The sequence below is a fragment of the Francisella hispaniensis FSC454 genome, assembly GCF_001885235.1.
Taxonomy (GTDB): Bacteria; Pseudomonadota; Gammaproteobacteria; order Francisellales; family Francisellaceae; genus Francisella; species Francisella hispaniensis.
In genome coordinates this window covers 1,574,689-1,597,844 of the sequence record NZ_CP018093.1, presented here as the reverse complement: position 1 = coordinate 1,597,844, position 23,156 = coordinate 1,574,689, and the positions used below count along the sequence as shown (strand labels likewise).

Genomic DNA, 23,156 nt, shown 5'->3' with positions numbered 1-23,156 from the left:
TCATTTTAAAAATAATTACCACTCAAATCTAGTTGTAATATGTCTTTATAATCTTGTTCTAACTGTTTTATGTTTTTATGTTTAAGTATTATAAAAGTTACTACATCTGATTTATATAAATTACTTGTAGTTGTTCTAGTATATCCTACTGGTTTTTTTTGGTCGACTATATTTATTGATGGATATTTTAATTTTAATAAATTCAGATCTGGTAGAGGCTTGTTAGAAAAGTTATATAAACATATGGCTTTCGAAAAAGATTTTTCTTTTTTAGCAAGTTCTTTATTGAAAATTTTTTGTGCAAAAATTTCAATCTGCGTATCAAGACCAGAATATGATGCTAAGGTGTTTAGCGCTCCAGATGCACCAGAGATTCGGGGATTTACTTCAATTAAAACTGGATTATTCTCGGCAGTCAAAAAAATTTCTGTGTGAGCAAAGCCATTTCTGACTCCAAGTTTTGTCAAAACTATCTTGGCATATTCAGTAACTTTAGCTATTATCTCTTTATTGTTCTCTAACTCAAAAGATAGTATTACTGGAGCCCCATGATGTATTTTAGTAACATATTTTTGTACTGAAGATACATAGTGTTCGCCATCTTTTGAAAATGTTCCAACAGCATATTCTACACCTTTAATATACTCAGAGATAATGAATTCACTATAGTTTCTACCTACAGGTGAATAAAAATCTCTTTTTACATAATCAACTAATTCAGCCTGAGAATTTAAAATTGCTGTACCAACACTTGCACTACCATCCAATGGTTTTATAAAACAAGGATAATTAAAATGACTGTTTTTAATATTTTTTAAATTAATAATTTCTTGTTTAAGATAATTTATCTGGTTATCCTTAAGCACTTGGTGCATCAGATATTTATTATTTCTATATTCTGAGGTATTTAGATCATTTGAGTAATTTGTGATTTGCTGCATAAGATAATCTGCTATTGCTACAGAGTCTTCATAACCACAAATTACATAATCAATATTTAATTGTGTGAATTTTGTTATATCAATAGCAGTTTTTTCACAAATAAAAATATTTTTTTCATTTACCAATTTAGATTTAAAACAAAAATTAGATGAGATTTTGGTTAGGTCTAAAGTAAATAGTATAAAGGTTTCTATAGCAAATTTATGTAACTCAGTTATAAGATAATCTGCAGAAGCGACTGGATCAACAATTAAAACTCTAGGCTTATTTTCTAATACTGTTGACATGCAGATTAACCCCTATTAAAACTTATCAAGAACTTTGTAGCTTATGAAATATATCAGCATTGATTAGTGTCATGACAAAATAATTTACAGGCATCAATATATTAAGAGTTAACTATTTGCTGAGTATGTCGGTAAATTGTATTATAAATTCTAGGGTTTTGCAATATGATAGGATTTTGGTTATCCAAATAGATTAATGCTCGCGTTGAGGAGAAGATTTCTTTTGTAGGTATATTGCATCAAAGTTGATTGGTGCAAGGTTAAGAGGTAAGAAGCCTCCTTTGATTATTGAAGAGTCAATTATTCTTTTGGCATAAGGAAAAAGGGTATTTGCACAGTATGTATTAAGTACAGAATCAATTTGTTCTTCGCTCATACCAGTGATTGTAAATATTCCAGATTGAGTAACTTCAGCTATATAAGCATTAGTTTCATTATTCTTTGTAGTTACAGTGATAGTTAAATCTAGTTCGAAATTTTCATCATTTATTTTTGTGGTATTTATATCAATATTGAAATCAGAACTAGGATTCCATTGTTCTTTAAAACAAGCAGGTGAATTAATAGTCTCAAAAGAAACATCTTTTGTATATACTTTTTGGATTAAGAAAGATAGCTGGATTTCATTATTTTGCATGATTTTTCCTAGGAACTTTTATGAGGTTTTATAGTTTTTTAAAATTATAGCAAATTGAAAAAGGTTTATATAACTAAATTAGCGTTTTTTTAGTTCAAAGAGAATATTTAGTGCCTCTAAGGGTGTTATTGTGTTGATATCGATTTCATCAATTTTTTGTTGTAAAGAATTTTTTTGAGTTGTTGGTTCTAGCTCAAGTTGGGCTTGGACTTGGGTTGATTCTGTTAACTGTTGTTTTTTTTCGAGATTATATAAATTTTGCTTTGCTGACTCTAGGACATCTTGAGATATTCCGGCAAGTTTAGCTACTTGGATGCCATAGGATTTTTTAGCTGCTCCTGTGACAGCTTTGTGCATAAAGTAGATATTATCCTTATATTCTTTTGCCTCAAAGTGGATGTTACATACATTTGGATATTGTTTAGCTAATTCTGTTAGCTCAAAATAATGTGTTGCAAACAAAGTAAAAGCTCCTATTTGTGCAAACTTCTCTGCGCATGCTTTAGCTAATGCTAAACCATCAAAAGTACTTGTGCCACGACCTATCTCATCCATTATTACTAGTGATTTGGCACTAGCATTATTGAGAATATAAGCTGTTTCAGTCATTTCAACCATAAAAGTTGATCTACCGCTAGATATATCATCAGATGCACCAATCCTTGTGTAGATAGTATCAATATCACAAATATCCGCATAACTTGCTGGTACAAATGAGCCGATATAAGCTAGAAATATTAGCTGTGCAACTTGGCGCATATATGTCGATTTACCGCCCATATTTGGACCAGTTATTATTTGTAGGGTATTAGTATCTTTGCTCAGTAATGTATCATTAGGTATAAATGGCTCATCAATATTATGCTCAATAGCAAGGTGACGAACTTCTTTAAGTTCTAATTTTGCTAAGTTATTAAACTTAGGTTGACTAAGTTTAAGCTTAATAGCTCTCTCAGCAAAATTTGCTAAAACATCTATTTCAGCAATACTTGCGGCAGTTTCTTGGATTTGCTTGTAGTATTCGATAACTTTCTTTAATAGAGTATCATAGATTAACTTTTCACGGGCTAGAGCTTTTTCTTTTGATGAAAGGACTTTATCTTCGAAATTTTTTAGCTCTTCGGTGATATAGCGTTCACTAGCTTTTAGAGTTTGGCGTCTGACATACTCAGTTGGAATTTTATCAGCATGCTGTTTAGACAACTCAATATAATAGCCATGAACACGATTGTAACCAACTTTGAGTGTACTTATACCAGTTTTTTGTTTTTGTAACTCTTCAAACTTGATAAGAAAATCATAAGAATTATCTTTTATGCTTTTTAGTTCATCTAGCTCTTTATCAAAACTATCTTTGATAACACCACCATCACGAATAGTTGCTGGGGGATTATCAATAATTGCTTTGTCTAAGAGTGTAACAAGTTCATCAAGCTGGTAGATACGTTTATTAATATTTTCAATCTCTTGAGTATTTTTTTCGCTAAGGATTTTTTTCAGTTTTGGTAACTGCTTAAGAGAGTCACGTAGTGCAACAAGATCTTTAGGTTTTACAGTTCCAAGTGCTACCCGTGAGATTATCCTTTCAATATCACTAATATAACTAAGTAGCTCTTGAATTTTTAAAAAATGTTGATTTTCACCTAAACTATTTATAATACTATGGCGAGTAGCTAAAATATTTAAATCTCTCGTTGGATTGCTAAAATACCTTTTTAGTAAACGACTACCAAGGCTAGTCTTACATTTACCAATTATGCTAAGTAAGCTACTTTTTGAGTTATTATCTAACTCAAGATTTATGCGGCTATTTATATCGATGTTAAGGGTATCTTGCTCTTGTTCATGGCTGATATCAGTAATATGCCTAGGGGTATCCTTAAGAATATTTGCAAGATAGCTAAGTATCGAGCCAATAGTTGCTAGCTGATCATTTTTATAAAGATTTAGGACATTATTAGCAATATTGGAATCAAGAGAGTCGTTAATGTATTTTTTTGCCTCAAAATTACTATAATACCATTCTTCTAAAGCTTTAATTGGTCTTTTAAAAGGATTTTGCTGAGCAAGTTCATGAGAGTTAGTAATAATCTCTTGAGGTGATAATTTCAGAACAGCATTTTTTAGCTCATTTGGGTTTGTAAGAGATTTGATTAGATAAATTTTCCCTTGTGTATAGCTTGTGTATGCTAAATTATACTTATTATTTTTTACAAAAATACTCACAAGAATACTATCTTGATTACTATCTAAGAAAGCCTCTTCAGAAACTGTTGCTGGAGTTATAATTCGTGTGACTTGCCTCTCCACTGGACCTTTTGAAGTATTTGGATCACCAGTTTGCTCACAGATAGCAATTGATAGACCTTTTTTGACAATTTTTGCAATATAAGTTTCAGCAGCATGATATGGTACCCCAGCCATTGGGATTGATTCGCCATTTGATTTACCACGAGCAGTCAGAGTAATATCTAAGAGTTCGGCAGCTTTTTTAGCATCATCAAAAAAAAGCTCATAAAAATCACCCATACGGTAAAATAATAATATATCTTGATACTGTGATTTTATTTTTAAATATTGTTGTATCATCGGGGTGTGATTAGAAATATCTTGCATAATAGCTAAATTGTAGAATCTTTTTGTTAGCAAAGATTATATTACAAATGTTTAGCATAACAAACTTTCAAAATCAGTCGTTGTTACTTTTTTATTTTGCTAAAATACTTTAGAATATGATGTAGCGATTTTTATGAATTGATTTGCATTTGAAAGGAGAAAATAAATGAATTATTTAGACTTTGAGTCAAAAATAAAAGAAATCGAAGATAAAATCACATCTTTGTCGCATGTGTTTGAAGATGAAAAAACAGAAGCTGAGATTAAAAAGCTAAGTAAGAAAAGACTTGAGCTTATGGAGTCTACTTATTCCAAGCTTACAGATTGGCAAGTAGTACAGTTATCACGCCATCCTGATAGACCGTATTTCAAAGATTTATTACCGTTAATTTTTACTGACTTCCAAGAGTTGCATGGTGATAGAACTTTTGGTGATGATTTAGCTGTTATCGGTGGTTTAGCAAAATTAAACGACAAGCCAGTTATGGTAATTGGTCAGGAAAAAGGTCGTGATACCAAGAGTAAAATAAAACATAATTTCGGTATGATGCATCCAGAAGGATATCGTAAAGCTTTAAGACTTATGAAGCTAGCAGAGAAGTTTAATATGCCTGTTGTGACTTTTATTGATACTCCAGGTGCATACCCTGGTATCAAAGCAGAAGAGCGTGGTCAAAGTGAAGCTATTGCAAGAAACTTATTAGAGATGAGTGCACTAAAAGTTCCTGTTGTATGTATCGTGATTGGAGAGGGTTGTTCTGGTGGTGCCTTAGGCATAGGTGTTGGTGATAGATTACTTATGCTACAGTATAGTTATTTTGCGACTATTTCACCTGAAGGATGTGCTTCAATTCTACACAAAACAGCTGAGAAAGCATCTGAAGTTACACAAATGATGAATATTACCTCAGGGCGCCTTAAAGAATTAAAAATAGTTGATGAAGTAATTGCTGAGCCTCTAGGTGGAGCTCATCGTGATTATGAAACTACTGCTACTAACATCAGGAAGGCTGTAGCTGCAGAGCTAAAAATACTTTCTGAGATGACAGTCGAACAAAGAAATTCTAAAAGATATGATAAACTAATGTCTTTTGGAAGATTCAAGGAAGCATAGTTTATAATACTAGATACAAAAATGTTTCGATGCTTTTAAAAAAAGTAAAATCACAAGCAGGTTTTGGAATAGTAGAGTCTATGCTTGCAGCTTTGATTTTATTGTTTGTTTTATCTTCAGGTTTTCTCCTCTTAAATAGTGTCTTAGTCAACATAACTCTTGAGAACAAAAAAGATGAAATAGCAACTATTCTTGATGAGAGAGTAAGTGTGTACCGTCTAACAGGAGTTTTTGATGATACTAAAACAAAAGATGGTATAGAATTTATCAAAACTGTTGTATTAGAAAAGGAAAATGATGCTAAGCCTGAAGAAAATTCAGAAGCTGTGAATAGATTTAAATCATTGAGTGTTGCTGATATCAAAAAAATAGCTGAAAAAGCAGATAAAAAAGCCCAAAAAGCTGCTGCGAATGATGTTAATGTAGTATATAAAGTAGTTAATATTGCTGCTGTTGATAACCAGCTTGGTATTGCAGATCGCGTTAAGATTATTGAGCGAGAGGTAAAGCAAGATGATAACCAAGCGTAATAATAGAACTGCTGGGTTCACATTACCAGAGTTAATGGTTTCAATGGTTATAGCAGCTATTGTTATGGCAATGGCTATTGGTATTTATATTGATATGAAGAAGCAATATATTAAACTAAATGATAAGCATAAAATAAACACTAATCAGCTTTTGATTAAGCAAATCTTCTATAATGCTATAGGACATGCAGGATTTACGACAAAATATGGCGATATCTATCAACAGCTTGTGGATAACTCAGGGGATAACTTTGGAGATATCTTTGGGAAAATGGGTATAATAACCATTGGAAAAGCTCCAATTCAAAATTTAGAAGGTCTGCCAAAGGGATTAAGTCTTTCAGTTGAAGCTTGTAAAGAGCGAATGTTGCATGATGAAGATCTCAGAAATATGAATATAAACGAAAGTATTCATTGTGTACAACCAGATACAGATTTTTTGATAATTCAAAAAAGTAGCTTAGACTCAACTTTGAAAACTAATTCATCAAATAATATTTTTAAAATAAATGAGTTCCAAAAAGATACACCACCAGAGAAAGATCTTAAAGCTAATGATTATTTAGTTTTATGTAATGCTTTTGAGTGTGAACTAGTTAAGGTTGGTGCTGTTACACTAGATTTTATCTCAACTACTAAGCTAGTTGAAGATAAGTTTAAAATTGGTGACTACGTTGGTAAGTATATTCTAGAAGTTTTCTTTGTAGCAGCTAGTGGCAAAAAAGATAAAGATGATCAAGAGATTTATTCTTTATATGAATATGTTAAACAAAACTCTAATGACTCGGAGATATATGAGTTAATAGATAATGTCAGTGATTTAAAGATTGAATATGTTTTAAATTCTGATATTCATCAAGGAAGTGCAAAACTAAAGTGGCAATCGCCACAACAGCAGCTAATAAAAGTAAAAAGTGCTACAATTGCGGCGCTTAAAATTTCTTTTAAAGTATCAGGTCAACCAACTAGTAAGATATTCTTATTAGGTCAAGTTTAGGTGCTTATATGTATAAAAGGAAAAGGCTAAATACAAAAGTTTCTGGATCGGCACTTTTAATGGCTTTAATATTTTCTTTTGTAATTATGGTGATGCTTACGGGGCTTTTATATACATTTAAAATGGGGCTTTTGACGACTAAAAGTATCATCAAAAATAATAATGAAAAAGTCTTAGGTGAGACATATATTTCTAAAGTTAAGGATGATATAAACTTTACAAAATCAGCCGAATTTGAAATAGGTGATAGTAAGTTTCAAATTGTGGTTAATAATGATGATATATCAACATTTTTCCCTAGTAATACTAACGCAGAGCTTTTTCAATCACAACAATATGATAGTTATGATGTGATATATAAAGCTTTTAACCTAGGTACTCATGTTGACCTTACTGAAAGAATTATCTATAACGCATTAGCAGCAAATAGCTATCAAACTTATGATGGTGAGTTTATTCCAATTAATGTGCCTATGATAAACCTTGATGCTATTACTGACTATCAAGAGAGGATTTATCGCTTAAAAAGTGATGGTAGTATTGATGATGCGCCAAAAGGGTTTATTGGTTTTATACAAAAACAGAATAGGCAGTTAAGTATTTTTACAAAGAATGCAAAAATCGGAGTGCCAATTCCTGAAAAGATGGCGACTGATTATAAAGTTAAGGTAGGTTGGAACCTTGAGAAAGGAAAGTGGACATTATATCTAATATTGTATGATACAGATAAATTATTTACTACAGATATACTTTTAGATGATCTTCTTGATGAGGATAAGGTTAAAGGCTTAGAAGTTGATAATGAAGCTTTGGGTAATCAAATTGGTAAATGGCAAGCTGTAATTAGTGGTGGTGGCAGAGGTATGAGTTCAGCAGGAGAACAGTTTATCAAAAATGGTATCATAAATGTAGTTTGGTATTTTGAGAAAAATGATGCGCCACCTGAGTTGATGATCGTTAGAAGTGTTACGCAAAATCAAACTGGCAGTAATACTGAAAAAAAGAGTAGTAAATTAAAAAAAATAACTAGGCAACAGCTAGAAATCTACTACTCGAGATATTCATCTGTTGATAAAAATTATGTTGTAAAATTAGCTGATAGAATTGAGTTTAAAGAAGAGTTAAATGAAGATACAGTTAAATTGCTAGTACCAGATATGGCAAGTAATCTTGAGGCAAACATGGTATTGATATTTCATCCTAATGATCAGAGTAAAACACTTATGGGTATTAGTGACTTTAACTATAATGGTGATCATCGTGTTGGTAAGAGTCTAGATACATATATTGATGGCGAGAGCTTTGGCAAACCAGTAATAGTATCTAAATCAAATGATTCGATGTATATTATTACATTTGAGTCTAATAAACTACATCGATATGAGTATAAAAAAGGCTATGGTAGTTTTATAAATTTGGAATACGGCTCAAATGGTCTTGAGAAAGAATTTGAATTTGATAGTCAAAATAATAGTGATATGGTTGTTGTAGGCTTACCAAAATCAAAAAAAGAAGATGACAAAAAAGATGAAGGTATTCAGTTAGTTGTACCAAAATTTGGCTATTTATTCGTATTTACACCAGATAAGGTTTTACAACTTAACTATGATTTTGACATACTTCAAGAGATTGATATAGGCGCATCTAGCCCACAAATTTTAGCTGATTTTGATGCGGTTAAAAACACTATTAATAAGATATACATCCAATCAGAAGCGTTAGATGTTAAAGTCCAAGAAATTAGAGATGAGCTTGGTGATGAAGGTCAGCCACAAGATAAGTCTGAAATTAACGATAAAGATAAATCTTCTTCGCAAAACAAATCAAAATCAATGGTTGAAAGAAAAAAACAAGAGCTGGCAAAAAAGAGTAGTAAAACTAAAGATGAAAAAGATAACAAAGATGAAGAAGATAATGAGCCAGCTGAGCGTGTATATTTAGACAGTAAGTATCTTTATCCTTTGGGGATAGTCAAGGAAGTCAAATTATGAATATCTTAGAAAATATTAATACAGAAAAAAGAAATCCTAGAAGTTTAAATCTTGATTCAATGTCTATAGCTGAAGCAGTCAGTTTAATGATAGATGAAGAGTATGGTGTAATTGAAGCACTAAAAGAACAACATACAAATATAACAGAGGTAATTTTAGCAACTTCTTATGCCTTAAAAAATGCTGGTAGGATTGTATATGTCGGTGCGGGAACTAGTGGTAGGTTAGGTATATTAGATGCTGTTGAATGCCCACCAACATTTAGTGTTGATTATAATACGATTATAGGCTTGATAGCTGGCGGTGAAAAGGCATTTATCCAAGCTCAAGAAGGTGCTGAAGATGATGCTAATTTTGGTAAAGAAGATTTGCAGAGCATAAATCTTACAGCTAAAGATATTGTAATAGGTATTGCTGCAAGCGGTAGGACACCATATGTGATTGGTGCTCTTGAGTATGCTAACTGTATTGGTGCAACTACAGTTGCTATTAGTTGTACTAAGCAAGCAAAAATATCTCAATATGCTAAATATCATATAGAGGCAGTACCGGGACCTGAAGTTTTAACAGGTTCAACAAGGCTAAAGGCTGGTACCACTCAAAAGCTGATTCTCAATATGATATCAACTCTTTCAATGGTCTCTGTCGGTAAAGTTTATCAAAATCTAATGGTAGATGTAAAACCTACTAACCAAAAGCTAATTGAACGCTCAAAAAATATTATTTGTGAAGCTACAGGAGTAAATTATGCAAAAGCAACTGATTTTTACTTAAAAGCCAATAAATCTGTCAAGGTTGCAATAGTAATGATATTAAATGATTGTGATTATGAAAAAGCTTTGGCAATATTAAAGAACAATAATAATTTTATAAAGAGCTAAGATGAGATTATTAATATTGTTTATAACCGTTATGTTTAGTCTTGATAGCTATGCTACTATTTATGAAAAATATCAAAATGGTGTGCCAGAATTTTCTAATCAGCAATCCCAAGGTGCTAAACAGCTTAATTTAAATGATGATCCAGTTTCAGTGATTGATATGAATAATATTCCGCACACGATAGTTTGGGGTCGTAATCAGCAGCAAGAATATATACCTTATTCGCAACCACAAGAGGATACGCTTCAGGCTGCTTTCCCAGAGGAGTTTACAGATAATTATTTTGATTTTTATGGGAGAAACTACCAATATCATAATTTAATGTCATCAACTATGGGTATAAGTATGTATGCGCCAAGTGGTGCAAACAATATGCGTCTGCAAAGAAATTACTAATATGTTTTGCTCTTTGATAAAAAGCTTATTGAGCGTAAAGCCAAAGTCTATTTGATCAGGGTTGAAAAAAGATATTTACAACTGTCAAAAGAACTTGATAATGGTTTTGAAATTCGATTAACAGATTTGTATAAATTATTTGGATTTAATTTTTATTGATTGTAAGATTTTATGAAATCTGATAGATCACTTTGTGAGGCAAACTTTTTTACTTCTTTGTTCAAAGAGTAACCATTTTGTGAACTTGTAAGTATAGTAACTTTATCTTTATCATTTATCTTTTTTCTAATTTTACTAATTGTTACATCTATACTTCGGCTATAACCATCATAAGGACGATTATAAACCGCCTCGGAAATTTTATCACGATTAACAAAGCTATAAACATTTTCAGTTAGTAATAGCAGAATCTTATACTCGATATTACTAATTTGATAAAGTATATCTTGTTTATTTTGAATTGTTTTCTCTAAAGTATCAAAAACAACTCCATCAAAAAATAAATATCTACAGCGAATCAAGCCACTATTAATAGTAGTTTTAATTTTTGCTAATAGAAGTTTTCTGTTGAAAGGTTTTGATATATAGTCTTTAGCACCAAATTCGTATGCTAGAATTTGATCTATCTCATCATTTGATGCTGTAGCAATAATTATATTTATATTTTTCTGCAAACATATCCTTTTACAAAAATCTAAGCCACTTTCATTAGGCATCATAATATCTAATAACATTAAATCAATTTTTTCAGAGTTTAGAATGCGCTCTGCAGTTTCTGCTGAATCTGCAATATAAACTTTATAGCCTTCTTTTTCTAATAAGTCTCTTATGTTGATTCTTATTTCTTTTTCGTCATCGACTACTAAAATACTTTTCATAATTATAGAATTCTAAAAATTACATTTACTCCTAATGATAACATATGAATAATGTAAATAAATGTAAATTATTTATTTAGAGTTTTTGATTATCATTTTAGGAGACTTCTATTTTGGATTTCAGTCGATATAATACGACTTATATCAATGAGATCTTAGATGATAATAGAGCATAGCTGCTGTTATAGTAGATATTGAAAGGGTTATTTATAGAATCTGCCATTCTTCATCATCAGTTGATAAATCATCATCACTCTCTAATTGCGCCTTAAGCTTTAAGATTGATTTAGTCAAACCTTTAGGCTTACTAGTATCCATAGAAACTTTAAGGGGTTGAATTTTTTCAATCTCTAAAATTAAGAATTTTAGCTCATCAATCTCTTTACGATTCTCCATATCATTATTATCTGAGATATTATTTTCTTCAAGCCTATTGATAATTTGCTTTAATTTTGCCCTTAATTCTAATTTGGCTTGTTTAAGTGTATATTTACTATAATGACGTAATTCTTCTCTCAATTGTTTAATTCTATCTTTAGTGGTATCATTAGATTCAGTTAGATACTCTTAAGTAATCAGCAAGTATACTGATATCGTCTTGTTGGTTAATTTTTTTGATGTTTTCGCCTCTGACTTAGTCAAAACTTTCTTTAAAGAGATTCCAATAACGTTGCATAGAATGGTGAGTTAGTATTGGCTTATATCACTCATGTGAGAATCTATCTTTTAAAGGTATATCTATACCTACATGTTCTGAGTTAAGTGAGTCCAACATAATAGAAGGTACTAGATCTCTAGCATTCCAAAATCTTATGATATTTCCTTTACCAACTTTTTCTTCAATAATTTTAGCGCCTTTGCTATCAACAAATCTAGGAGCACCAAAACTAATATTGTATACTTCCGCATTTTTTATCACAGGATTATTTTTAGTATATGCTGGTAATATTAGGTTCCATGAATAAAAAATTATCTTAGCCAAATAAATGTACTTGCCAGTGCAATAAATCCCAGAAAAGCAGAGCAAGTTTTATCAAACCTAGAAAAAACTCTTCTAAAATGCTTAATTTTAGAAAAAAAGTTCTCAATTAAGTGTCTATCCTTGTAAGTGTGCCAATCAATACTATGATCTTTAGTATAATTTTCCTTAGCTGGAATAATAGCTATATTACCATTTTTTATAAGAAACTTTATGTTATCTTCAGAAAAATAAGCCTTATCTGCCAATATTTGAGCATTTTTTATACCTTTCAATAAATCTTGTGAGGGAATTATGTCATGTACATTACCAACTGATAATATAAATCTAACAGGGTTACCTAGTGCATCAGTTACAGTATGTATTTTAGTTGTAAAACCTCCAGCACTTCTACCAAGAGCATGTATTTTATTACTATTTATCTCATAACTACTAGCACAAGCATGTGCTTTTACAGATAATAAATCAACCATGAACTGTTCACAGAAATATAACTCATTAAATTAGACCAAATACCTTTATCTGCCCAGTATTTATAACGTTTATGGATTGTTCTACTATTACCATAATCCTCATGAAGATAACCCCATTGAGCTCCAGTTTTCAGAATGTAAAATACAGCTTCGATAAATACTCTAAGTTTTTTGGTATCTTTTGTGTGTAGACCTTTTTGAGATTTAAGAAAAGTCAAAATAGTTGACCAGTTAGATTCTGATATGTAATATTTCATCTGTGTTAAGTGTTTTGTTTGTTTCGCAAAACTATTTAAATACACTTAACATATTTATGCAAAAATTTTGTTCATGGAACCTAAAAAATATATTTTTTGATTTATCTAATCCAGTACAATTTTAAATTATAATTTTTAATAGAAAATAATATATGCTAAATAAATATAAGAGTAGTAAAAAATATTCTCTCTAGCTATTTCAGTAACACTTATCCTAATAGCTATATTTAATTTATTTTTCTTATATATTTCATATGCCTACTATCTAAATACACAGATTTACAGACCTATAAATATAATCACTGATTTAAGTTATACTTTTTACGATGATTTAGTAGATAATAAATATAACAATTCAAAATTTAACACTATATACAGTATAGATAAAAGTTCAGCAGAGATCACATATACTATAAGCGCTAAACCTAAAAATAACCTTTTTATAAACCTCTTTGACAATAAAGCTAATCATGAGCTACAAAGAAAGAAAGTTGAAAAATATACTGGAAACGAAGACATTATAAAAGATATATCTATTTGCTACCCTAAATATGATAGATGTTTTAATATCCATATTAAAAGCAGAGCTAAATTTTATTTATATTATATTTCATTATTATTATCAACAATAATATCAATATTTTTTCCTTTATATATAATATATAGCCAATCTTTAGTATTTAGCCTAATTAGGTTCAAAAGATACTAAAAATAGTCGATAGTGAGATAAAAGACTTTTATCTATTTGCTCCTAAAAATATTCAACTTATTCCAAAAACTATTTTTAAAACTATACTTTCTCTAAAAAAAGAGATAAGAAATAGAGTTTTTACCCTAAATGCAATATCTCATGATTTAAAAACTCCTCTTACAAAAGCTAAATTATTGATAGAAAATAAATACCCTGATAACTCATTAATTCTTAAATATTTTGATGATATAGAATACCTTTTCTCACAAATATCTAATTATAATAAAAAGTGTAACAAAAAAGTTGAAGCTACTAAAACAGATATTGTAAATTTTGTAGAATGTTTATGTGAAGATTATGAAGTTTATGATTGTGTAAATTTCTCTTCCTCAATTGAGGAAGGAATTGTGTATATTCAAATTAAAGAGATGAAAAGAGCTTTTTCAAATATAATCAATAATGCTATTAAATATGCTGGTTGTGTTGATATTTTTATCTCGCGTAAAGAATATATAGAAGTAACATTTACTGATACAGGACCAGGTATTAAAAAAACTGATCTTAATAAAATATGGCAGCCATTTTTTCGCTCTGATGTTGCTAGAAATAGTGATATCCCTGGCACAGGGCTAGGTTTATGCATTGTAAAAAAAATATTTGAAGCTAATAATGTTCAAGTATTTATCGAAAACAATAAACCATGTGGCTTAAAAGTGACTGCTAAATTCAAAGTTCAAACTTAACAATAAAAAATTGATTGAGTGAATTTTAAGCTTTACTATATTTAATACCCTTTACATGAATACCTTTAGCATGAGAGTGATGCCAACAGACTATATCATTTTCATCTGTGCTTGGCTTTTCACTAATTGTATCATCCAAACAAAGAACATCGTATTTGCTATTATGCTTTCTAACTAACGGTTTTATATACTTCCAGAATTCTAAGCTTGTCAAATCTGACTTGCTTAAAAACCTTGTTATTTTGTCATGTGATACTTCTTGATCTAATATATCTGATAATTTTGTGGCTGTAGCATACTTAGTTTGGCTTATAAGATAGTCTGTGTATATATCTAGTAAATCCTTGTCCATTTCTCAGAAGATACATTTATTTCCTATGATCAGTATTCTAAATATCTTTTTAAAACTTACAATCTTTTGCGTAAGGTGAGTTATTTAGTTAAATATTTAGGTGAAGCGTATTATAAGCATAAATATGAATAATAAGTTTATTAATTATCGACGTCTACGGTATTCGCTGCTTTCTTAGTAATGTTATGTGGATAAATCATATTTAAAACTATCTTCAAGGTGGAGCCTTGAGCAAGTATCGAGAGAATAACAACTGTGTATGTAATACTAACTATAACATTACCTTCATCAGGTAATGATAACGCTAATGCTAAAGATATACCGCCCCTTACCCCAGACCAAGCTACAAGTAAATTATCTTTAGCTGAAGCTTGAGTAAGTTTTTTATCAATTACAGTGATTGGTATTGATATACTAACTAATCTAGCAAACGTCACAATAAATATACCAGCAGCACCAACCCAGAAAGCGCCATGGTTAAATGGTATACTAGTTAACTCTAGACCTATGAGTATAAATAGGAAAGAGTTAAGCATATTATCAATAACCATCCAAAAGTTATCGAGCTTTTCTACTTGATCTGGAGATGTTTTTTTACGATCTGAAAGATTATTACCGATAAATAAACCAGCAACTACCATGGCAATAGGGCCTGATACATTTAAGCTATGAGCAATTACATATCCCATGCTTGCTACAGCTAATGTGACGAAAATTGAAGTTTCAGAGTCTTGATTAGTTTTTAGGAATATAAGTGCAAATCTAGCAAAAATATAACCAAGAAGTATGCCACCACCAGCCTCTGAACCAATCTGTTTAGCTATTATCCAAATATATTCAATACCATGACCATTAATAGCTTGTCCAAATTCACCACCACTGCCAAAGAAAACAATATTTGATAATACTACAAAAAGGACAATCCCTGTAGCATCATTAAACAATGATTCACCAACTACACGTGTTTTGATATGTTTGGGTATAGATTTATTACCAGCAAGTGTACTAATTACTGCAATTGGATCAGTAGGTGATATCAACGCTCCAAAAACTAAGCAATAGCCTAAACTAATTTCAAAACCAACTAGGAGGCAGAAACCATAAATTAATATAGCGGTTGTAAGTGCTGAGAGTAATAGACCAATACTTGCAAGTCCAAATATAGCTTTTAGCTCTTTCTTTAGATCAATCATATTAAAATGCAGTGCATTAGCAAATAATAAGAAAGATAACATTCCATCAAGTACTGTTTTTTTGAAATCAAAACTTGATAAAGCAACTACTAAAAAATTTGATGGACTTAAAAAAGAAGCACACAGCGCTGAAAATGTTATCGAGAGAATTGTTAAGCCTATCGCTTTGGGTAACTTTAGAAACTTAGTGTTAATGTAACTCATCAATGCTGCTACAACGGTTAGCAAACTAAATAAAAAATATTCACTCATAATAATCCCCTATAAGCCACAGCTATATTCCCAACTACATGCCTTTGATAACTCTTCTAAAATATTTTTTTGTCTAAAGAAATCATTATTTAACTTATCAAAAGGTAGATTCTCAAACATAAAACTATTTGTTTTAACCTCTAAATCAGTTACTTTCTTAATATCTTGTTTAGTTAATATCTTAAACTGTTGTTGAGTTAGATGTATACATGGTTGACATTCAAGACTATGTTTTGCAGGCTTAAATGGTAACTCTTTGGTTAAATCAAGAATGTCATCATAGCTATGATTTAGTAAAGGGTATTCTAGAGGTCTATAATCATATTTTTCTTCTTCACTTAGGTTTTTTAAAAGCTGTGAGACACTAGACATATCTTTACGATGACTAAGTAGGATAGCGGTATCACCATTAGGATCAAGCTCATCGATTTTATTGAGTAGAGTTATACCTTTTAGGAAACTGGCGCACCAGCTAAATTTTTGTGATGGAAATTGCTTACGTGCTAAAACTAGTTCTTGAAAAGTATTTTCTGATTTTAAATGAAAATAGCTGATATTTTCTTTTGTTAGCCAATCAAAAACTACTCCTAAATAACTATTCCAATTAGTTGCAGCAAAACCTGTATCTACAGATAAGACATAGAAGTTATCTGATAAATTTTGCTTTGCCCAGGATATAAGTGCTAAAGAATGAATGCTGTAGTTAGCAATAATTATATTATCTAACTTATGCATTTCACATTCCTATAGTATCTTTAACTTGCTGGAGTTTATTTTTTGCAAAAGGGCGTACTTTTGCAGCTCCTTGGGTAAGAATATCATCAACAATTTTAGGATTATTTATATAGTAGTCATATTTTTCTTTGGCTTCTCTTAGATATTCATTTATTTTTTCAAAAAGTATTTGTTTAGCATCTCCCCAACCAAGTCCGCCTGCCAAGTATTTTTTCTCTAGAGTTGTTATCTCTACTTGGCTTGCAATGCTTTTATATATTGCAAAAATGGTACAGCTATTTGGATCTTTTTTTTCTTCAGGTGTTTGAGAATTTGTAATAATTTTCATTACTTGTTTTCTAAGTTTCTTCTCAGTTGAGAAAATAGCTATAGTATTATCATAACTTTTTGACATCTTACGACCATCTAGACCAAGTATAGTTTGACTATCTTCACTCGTCAGAGCTTGGGGTGCCTTGAGAACTGATTTTTGGTAAATATGATTGAAACGGTTAGCGATATCTCGAGCTATTTCTATATGTTGAATTTGGTCTTTACCAACAGGAACTAGGTCTGCATCGAACATAAGAATATCTGCAGCCATAAGTACTGGGTAGTTAAATAGTCCCATAGTTATACCTTTATCTGGATCAACATTATCCTCTTGAAGATTTTGGTCAACTAAGGCTTTGTAAGCGTGAGCTCGATTAAGTAGTCCTTTAGCAGTAGTGGTACTTATGATCCATGTTAATTCCATTATCTCAGGGATATCTGACTGGCGATAGAAATAAGCTTTATCTGGGTCAAGACCAAGTGCTAACCATGATGAAGCTATTTCATAAATATATTGCTGGCGTAACTTTTTATCCCAAAGCTTTATTAATGAATGTTGGTCAGCAATAAAGTACATACATTTGTATTGATCATCTTTAACCATATCTATTGCTGGTTTGATAGCACCAATATAGTTACCTAAATGTGGTGTTCCTGATGGAGTAACCCCAGTTAAAATTATTTTTTGCGTCATTTTTATCCTATTGACTGTAAAATATTAAGTACATTTTAAAACAATGTAAATTTTAACATATAAGAGCTATCAAAATAAGAGAATTTATCGTAAATTTATGGAGCGGGAAACGAGGCTCGAACTCGCGACCCCAACCTTGGCAAGGTTGTGCTCTACCACTGAGCTATTCCCGCAAATTTCTGAAACATGGCACACCCAAAGGGATTCGAACCCCTAACCGCTCGGTTCGTAGCCGAGTACTCTATCCAGTTGAGCTATGGGTGCATAGATTTGAGCGATATTATATAGCGATATTTTTAGTTAGTCAAGTTGGTTATTTCATTAATTATTGTAATTAATTTATTTTCTAACTCCTGATCGCTTAGCTCAGTATTATCTATAACAAAATCAGCAATTTTTTCCCTTTCTTTATCAGATATTTGTAGATTGATAAATGCAACGGCTTGTTGTCTATTTTTGCCATCACGTTCCATTAGTCTTCTAATTCTAGTTTCTAGATCTGCTTTGATGACTATTACTTTCTTTAGATAATCATAGTGACAAAAGTTGTATGGACCTAATAGTGGTATGTCAACAATTGTCATAACAGTATCAGACTCTTTTACTTGTTTTTTTATCTCTTTATTGATTACTGGGTGTAGATAATCTTCTAACCATTTTTTAGCTTCTTTAGATTCAGTGATAATAGCTCTAAGCATTGCTCTGTTTATCTGCTTATTCATTATTATTTCATCACCAAATTTTTCAGCTATTTTTTTTATTACTGAAGGTTTTTTAGTGATTTCTCTGCTTATAGTATCTGCACAGACAACATTTAAGTTTAGTTTCTCTTTGAGAATTCTTGTCGCTGTTGATTTACCACTTGCAATTCCGCCAGTTATACCAATTGGATAAGTATTTATAAAATTCATCTACAACTTACTTGTAAAAATTATTTGAGCACAAATTTTAATATTTTTTTTTTAGAAAGTCATATATTTTTTGAATAAAATCTAATTTGAGCTTAAAATAGTTAGAGTTTTTATTGTAAATTTGTATTTTTGTGTCGCTTAAAAATATTATCTTAGAGCGAATAAAATCTTCTAAACAGCCATTACTATTTAGAGATTTTATGCAGATGGCTTTATATTATCCCTTACTAGGTTATTATTCTGGAGCAAGAGAAAAAATTTCCCCTCAAGGTGATTTTATTACTGCCACATCGCAAACTTCTTTATTTGCGCGAACTTTTGCTAGACAGTTTGCAACTATAATTTCTCAACTTGGTAGCGACTGTAGTGTCATAGAATTTGGTGCTGGTAATGGTAAGTTTGCTGCAGATTGTATCAATGAGCTTAAGAGTTTATCAAACTTGCCAAAACATTATATAATCATAGAGTTAAGTAATGATCTAAGATTAAGACAGCAGCAGTATATCAAGGAAAATATTCCGCATTTATATGATAAGTTTATTTGGCTTGATAAATTACCTGAGCAAAAACTTAAAGCTATTGTGTTTGCAAACGAGCTTTTAGACGCAATGCCTGTTGATGTTTTTAGATTTATGAATAATAAATTGGTACAGCAGGGCGTTACTAGTAATGGAGATAATTTTAAATTTTCTGATATGCTGCAAAATGATGACCGTTTTGAGTATGAATCGGGTAAGATACTAGATGATGGTATTACTTTTGATGATGGTTATACTAGTGAGATAAATACTTGGATTCGTCCGTGGATTAAGTCTTTGCATGAGGTTTTGTCACAGGGTATAGTTTTTTTGTGTGATTATGGTTACCACAGGTCGCTGTATTATTCAAAAGAAAGATATATGGGGACTTTGGCATGTTATTATCAACATCAAGTTAATTTTGAACCATTTATAAATATTGGCGAGCAAGATATTACTGCCCATGTTGATTTATAAATATTGGCGAGCAAGATATTACTGCCCATGTTGATTTCACGACTGTTGCTGAGGCTGCGTTTGAGGTGGGTTTTCAGCTTGACGGCTATATGACACAGGCAAATTTTCTCAAGAGAGCAGGTATTTCTGAAGTCTTTAGTAATATATCACAACACTTGGGTGTTAAGCAGTACTTAAAATATAGCAATGATATAAAAGATTTATTGTTTAATGACAAACTTGCAGAAGTCTTTAAAGTTATTGCTTTTTCATTGGACTTTGATTTGTTTTAGATGTATTTGATAATCAAGATAATATTGATTATTTGTTGTAGATTATCAAACGTATAGTTGGATTTTACCTCATTGGTTTTATGGATTGTGGTATGCAGCGGAATGTAAACTACGATTTAATTGAGCTAAAAATCTCATAAACTAAGTTGTTTTTTAAAAAATATAAAAATGATGTGGTAATCTTTGAGATTATTGAAGTTGTTAATAAATTTTTACAAGATTATAATTACTAAGTATTAATAGTTAACAAGCTTGTTACTGGTTGATGTTGTCTATCTATTGACTTATAATCGAGCAATAAGTTTTAATTTCGTTAATATTCGATTAATTCGGAGGATAAAGGATGTCGGATTTCACTAAAGATATTGATGTTTTAGAAACCCAAGAGTGGCTTGAGGCTTTTGAAGATGTCATAAAAAGAGAAGGTGCTGATAGAGCTAAGTTTTTATTTGAACAGCTGCTTACCAAAGGTTCGGAGCTTGGTATAGAAAGTGCTTATTCAACTGCTAAAGTTAAGAATTATGTTAACTCTATAGATGTTTCTGAACAACCAAGTTATCCAGGTGATATAGAACTTGAACAAAAGATTGAAGCTATCAATAGATGGAACTCTACAGTTATAGTTGCTGCAGCTAACAAAAAAGATGGTTCGATAGGCGGCCATATTGGTACTGGAGCTGGAGCTATGACGCTTTATGAGGTCGGTTTTAACCACTTCTGGAAAGCACCAAACGATCAACATGCTGGTGATTTGATATTCTATCAAGGACATCTTTCTCCGATTGTTTACGCACGTTCATTCTTAGAGGGTAGAATAACAGCAGAACAGTTAGAGAACTTTAGAAAGCAGGCATTTAATGGACAAAATGCGGTATCTTCATATCCTCATCCTTATTTACAGCCTACTTATTGGCAATTCCCTACAGTTTCTATGGGATTGGGTCCACTTCAAGCTATTTATCAAGCTAGATTTATGAAATATCTAGAGGCTAGAGGTTTAGCAAAAACATCTGATCGTAAAGTTTGGGCTTTCTGTGGTGATGGTGAAATGGATGAGCCAGAATCAATTGGTTCTATCACTAGAGCAGGTCGTGAAGGCCTAGATAACTTGATTTTTGTCGTTAATTGTAACTTACAAAGATTAGATGGTCTTGTAAATGGTAATGGTAATATAGTTGAAGAGTTAGCGGATGTATTTGCCGGTGCTGGTTGGAATGTTATCAAAGTACTATGGAGTAGTGATTGGGATAGATTACTACAAGATCAAAAAGCTGGTAAAAAGCTTGCTCAAAGATTAAGTGAGTTAAATGATGGACAATTCCATACAATCAAAGCTCACGGCGGTGCTGAGTGTCGTAGAGTAGTATTTAGCGGCGATGAAGATTTAGAAGCGCTAGCTAAGGATATGACAGATGATGATATTCAAGCACTGCGTCGTGGTGGGCATGATCCATTGAAAATTTATGCAGCATACAAAAAGGCGGTAGAGAATCCAAATGGTCGTCCAACACTAATTCTTCCTATGACTGTTAAAGGTTATGGGTTAGGCGAGTGGGGTGAGTCAAAAAATATTGCTCACAATGTTAAAAAACTTGATACTGATGCGCTTGAGCATATTAAAAATAGATTTAATGTTCCAGCTTCAAAAGAGGATATTGAAAACTATAGACTTATCAAGCTAGATGAAAACTCGCCAGAGATGAAATATCTACACTCTAAGAGAAAAGACCTGGGTGGTTATATTCCTAAGAGATTAGAGAATAAGCAAGCATTAGAGATTCCGAGCTATAAAGATTTTGCTAAGAGCTTATTGGATGATAGTGGTGATAGAGAATTTTCAACTACTACCGCTTTTGTAAGGATATTATCTCACTTAGCGAAAGATAAGAAATTAGGTAAGCATATTGTACCAATCACGGTAGATGAGTCACGTACTTTTGGTATGGAAGGTCTATTTAGACAGTTAGGTATCTATAACCCTAAAGGTCAGCAATATGTACCAGAAGATAAACAGCAAGTAATGTTCTACAAGGAATCTGTAGATGGTCAGATTTTACAAGAAGGTATCAATGAGCAAGGAGGCTTTTGTTCTTGGATAGCAGCAGCTACTTCATATAGCGTGCATAAAGTGCCAATGATTCCTTTCATGATTTACTACTCAATGTTTGGTTTCCAAAGATTTGGTGATCTTGCATGGGCTGCAGGTGATTCGATGGCAAAAGGTTTTGTCATTGGAGGTACTTCAGGACGTACAACTCTAAATGGTGAAGGTCTGCAGCATGAGGATGGTCATAGCCATATCCAAGCTGGACTTATACCTAATTGTATTTCTTATGATCCTACTTATGCTTATGAATTAGCTGTAATCCTTGGCGAAGGTATGAAGAGAATGTATGTTGATGGTGATCATGTATATTACTATATCACTGTAATGAATGAAAATTACTCTCATAGAGCAATGCCAGAGGGCTGTGAAGAGGGTATCATCAAAGGTCTGTATAAGTTAGATGAAGAGAAGAAGCCAGCGGCTAAACATGTACAGTTATTAGGTTCAGGCTCTATTCTAAGAGAAGTTGAAGCTGCGGCTAAGATGCTAAAAGAAGAGTATGGTATTACTTCTAATGTTTGGAGTATGACTTCTGCTAATGAGCTTTATAGAGAAGCTAAAAACGTAGCTAGAACTAATATGCTTCATCCAACAGCAGAGAAAAAAGAAAGCTATATCGAGAAGTGTTTTAGAAATGAGCAAGGTCCTGTAATCGCTTCTACTGACTATATTAAGCTTTATACTGATCAGTTAAGAGAGTTTATACCGCATACTTTTGTAAACTTAGGTACTGATGGTTTTGGTAGATCTGATACTCGTGCGGCATTAAGAAGTTTCTTTGAGGTTGATAGATATCATGTTGTTGTTGCGTCATTATATGCGCTATATCTAGACGGTAAAGTTGAGGCTAGTGAAGTTAAAGCTGCGATCGAGAAGTACAATATAGATCCAGAGCGCATGGCACCTTTTTATAGCTAATT

The 23,156-nt window shown here is 31.6% G+C and carries 18 protein-coding genes, 2 tRNA genes and 3 pseudogenes; 9 read left to right on the top strand and 14 right to left on the bottom strand.

Features of this window, described 5'->3' with window-relative positions; all coding sequences use genetic code 11:
• Positions 1-5: 5 nt before the first annotated feature.
• From FSC454_RS07885 to mutS, 3 genes are all read right to left on the bottom strand, one after another.
• The gene (locus FSC454_RS07885) at positions 6-1,229 is read right to left on the bottom strand and encodes an ATP-grasp domain-containing protein (RefSeq protein WP_066046814.1); all 1,224 of its coding nucleotides are present in this window, start codon (positions 1,227-1,229) and stop codon (positions 6-8) included.
• Between the two features lie 193 nt (positions 1,230-1,422).
• On the bottom strand, positions 1,423-1,866 hold the full coding sequence (secB, locus tag FSC454_RS07880; protein ID WP_066046816.1) for a protein-export chaperone SecB: 444 nt from the start codon (positions 1,864-1,866) through the stop codon (positions 1,423-1,425).
• Positions 1,867-1,944: 78 nt separating this feature from the next.
• Entirely contained in the window at positions 1,945-4,482 is a 2,538-nt protein-coding gene (mutS, locus tag FSC454_RS07875) for a DNA mismatch repair protein MutS (RefSeq protein WP_066046818.1), read from the bottom strand.
• A gap of 166 nt (positions 4,483-4,648) precedes the next feature.
• Between mutS and FSC454_RS07870 the strand changes: the two genes are divergently transcribed.
• The 6 genes from FSC454_RS07870 to FSC454_RS07845 are packed head-to-tail and all read left to right on the top strand — an operon-like array spanning position 4,649 to position 10,392.
• On the top strand, positions 4,649-5,596 hold the full coding sequence (locus FSC454_RS07870; protein ID WP_066046820.1) for an acetyl-CoA carboxylase carboxyltransferase subunit alpha: 948 nt from the start codon (positions 4,649-4,651) through the stop codon (positions 5,594-5,596).
• Between the two features lie 29 nt (positions 5,597-5,625).
• The gene (locus tag FSC454_RS07865; RefSeq protein ID WP_014548854.1) at positions 5,626-6,126 is read left to right on the top strand and encodes a hypothetical protein; all 501 of its coding nucleotides are present in this window, start codon (positions 5,626-5,628) and stop codon (positions 6,124-6,126) included.
• Complete coding sequence (locus FSC454_RS07860) at positions 6,110-7,123, top strand: PilW family protein (protein ID WP_066046822.1); 1,014 nt, start codon at positions 6,110-6,112, stop codon at positions 7,121-7,123. The genes FSC454_RS07865 and FSC454_RS07860 overlap by 17 nt, the downstream gene beginning before the upstream one ends.
• Positions 7,124-7,131: 8 nt before the next feature.
• Complete coding sequence (locus FSC454_RS07855) at positions 7,132-9,114, top strand: hypothetical protein (protein ID WP_066046824.1); 1,983 nt, start codon at positions 7,132-7,134, stop codon at positions 9,112-9,114.
• Positions 9,111-9,995, top strand: coding sequence for an N-acetylmuramic acid 6-phosphate etherase (murQ, locus tag FSC454_RS07850; RefSeq protein WP_066046826.1), 885 nt, complete (start codon positions 9,111-9,113; stop codon positions 9,993-9,995). The genes FSC454_RS07855 and murQ overlap by 4 nt, the downstream gene beginning before the upstream one ends.
• A 1-nt stretch (position 9,996) precedes the next feature.
• Complete coding sequence (locus FSC454_RS07845; RefSeq protein WP_066046827.1) at positions 9,997-10,392, top strand: hypothetical protein; 396 nt, start codon at positions 9,997-9,999, stop codon at positions 10,390-10,392.
• Between the two features lie 152 nt (positions 10,393-10,544).
• Here the strand turns inward: FSC454_RS07845 and FSC454_RS07840 are convergent, their stop codons facing one another.
• From FSC454_RS07840 to FSC454_RS07825, 4 genes and pseudogenes are all read right to left on the bottom strand, one after another.
• Positions 10,545-11,270, bottom strand: coding sequence for a response regulator transcription factor (locus tag FSC454_RS07840; RefSeq protein ID WP_066046829.1), 726 nt, complete (start codon positions 11,268-11,270; stop codon positions 10,545-10,547).
• 207 nt (positions 11,271-11,477) lie between these two features.
• Positions 11,478-11,789, bottom strand: a complete 312-nt coding sequence (locus tag FSC454_RS07835; protein ID WP_066045397.1) for a hypothetical protein — start codon at positions 11,787-11,789, stop codon at positions 11,478-11,480.
• 184 nt (positions 11,790-11,973) lie between these two features.
• Positions 11,974-12,252 (bottom strand): lipase family protein, encoded by a 279-nt coding sequence (locus FSC454_RS07830; RefSeq protein ID WP_167359448.1) that lies wholly within the window; start codon positions 12,250-12,252, stop codon positions 11,974-11,976.
• A pseudogene (locus FSC454_RS07825) lies at positions 12,240-12,979 on the bottom strand (IS5 family transposase). The gene FSC454_RS07830 and the pseudogene FSC454_RS07825 overlap by 13 nt, the downstream one beginning before the upstream one ends.
• An 885-nt stretch (positions 12,980-13,864) precedes the next feature.
• On the opposite strand from FSC454_RS07825, the gene FSC454_RS10030 reads away from it, so the two are divergent.
• Positions 13,865-14,413 (top strand): sensor histidine kinase, encoded by a 549-nt coding sequence (locus FSC454_RS10030; RefSeq protein WP_244148257.1) that lies wholly within the window; start codon positions 13,865-13,867, stop codon positions 14,411-14,413.
• A 43-nt stretch (positions 14,414-14,456) separates the two neighbouring features.
• Here FSC454_RS10030 and FSC454_RS07815 read toward each other — a convergent pair.
• The 7 genes and pseudogenes from FSC454_RS07815 to coaE form a co-directional block, all read right to left on the bottom strand.
• Positions 14,457-14,765 (bottom strand): annotated as a pseudogene (locus FSC454_RS07815) (IS701 family transposase); the annotation flags it as partial.
• A 140-nt stretch (positions 14,766-14,905) separates the two neighbouring features.
• Positions 14,906-16,210: a cation:proton antiporter gene (locus tag FSC454_RS07810; protein ID WP_066046560.1), complete on the bottom strand. Its 1,305-nt coding sequence runs from the start codon at positions 16,208-16,210 to the stop codon at positions 14,906-14,908.
• Between the two features lie 9 nt (positions 16,211-16,219).
• Positions 16,220-16,945 carry a hypothetical protein gene (locus tag FSC454_RS07805; RefSeq protein WP_066046558.1) on the bottom strand — a complete coding sequence of 242 codons (726 nt, stop codon included), beginning with the start codon at positions 16,943-16,945 and terminating at the stop codon, positions 16,220-16,222.
• A gap of 1 nt (position 16,946) precedes the next feature.
• The gene (trpS, locus tag FSC454_RS07800; RefSeq protein WP_066046556.1) at positions 16,947-17,951 is read right to left on the bottom strand and encodes a tryptophan--tRNA ligase; all 1,005 of its coding nucleotides are present in this window, start codon (positions 17,949-17,951) and stop codon (positions 16,947-16,949) included.
• 98 nt (positions 17,952-18,049) lie between these two features.
• Positions 18,050-18,124 (bottom strand) — tRNA-Gly (locus FSC454_RS07795).
• A 14-nt stretch (positions 18,125-18,138) separates the two neighbouring features.
• A tRNA-Arg gene (locus tag FSC454_RS07790) sits at positions 18,139-18,215 on the bottom strand.
• 32 nt (positions 18,216-18,247) lie between these two features.
• Complete coding sequence (gene coaE, locus FSC454_RS07785) at positions 18,248-18,862, bottom strand: dephospho-CoA kinase (RefSeq protein ID WP_014548841.1); 615 nt, start codon at positions 18,860-18,862, stop codon at positions 18,248-18,250.
• A gap of 131 nt (positions 18,863-18,993) precedes the next feature.
• On the opposite strand from coaE, the pseudogene FSC454_RS07780 reads away from it, so the two are divergent.
• A pseudogene (locus tag FSC454_RS07780) lies at positions 18,994-20,170 on the top strand (class I SAM-dependent methyltransferase).
• A 302-nt stretch (positions 20,171-20,472) separates the two neighbouring features.
• A complete protein-coding gene (gene aceE / locus FSC454_RS07775; RefSeq protein WP_066046552.1) occupies positions 20,473-23,154 on the top strand; it encodes a pyruvate dehydrogenase (acetyl-transferring), homodimeric type in 2,682 nt (893 codons plus the stop codon).
• Positions 23,155-23,156 lie beyond the last annotated feature (2 nt).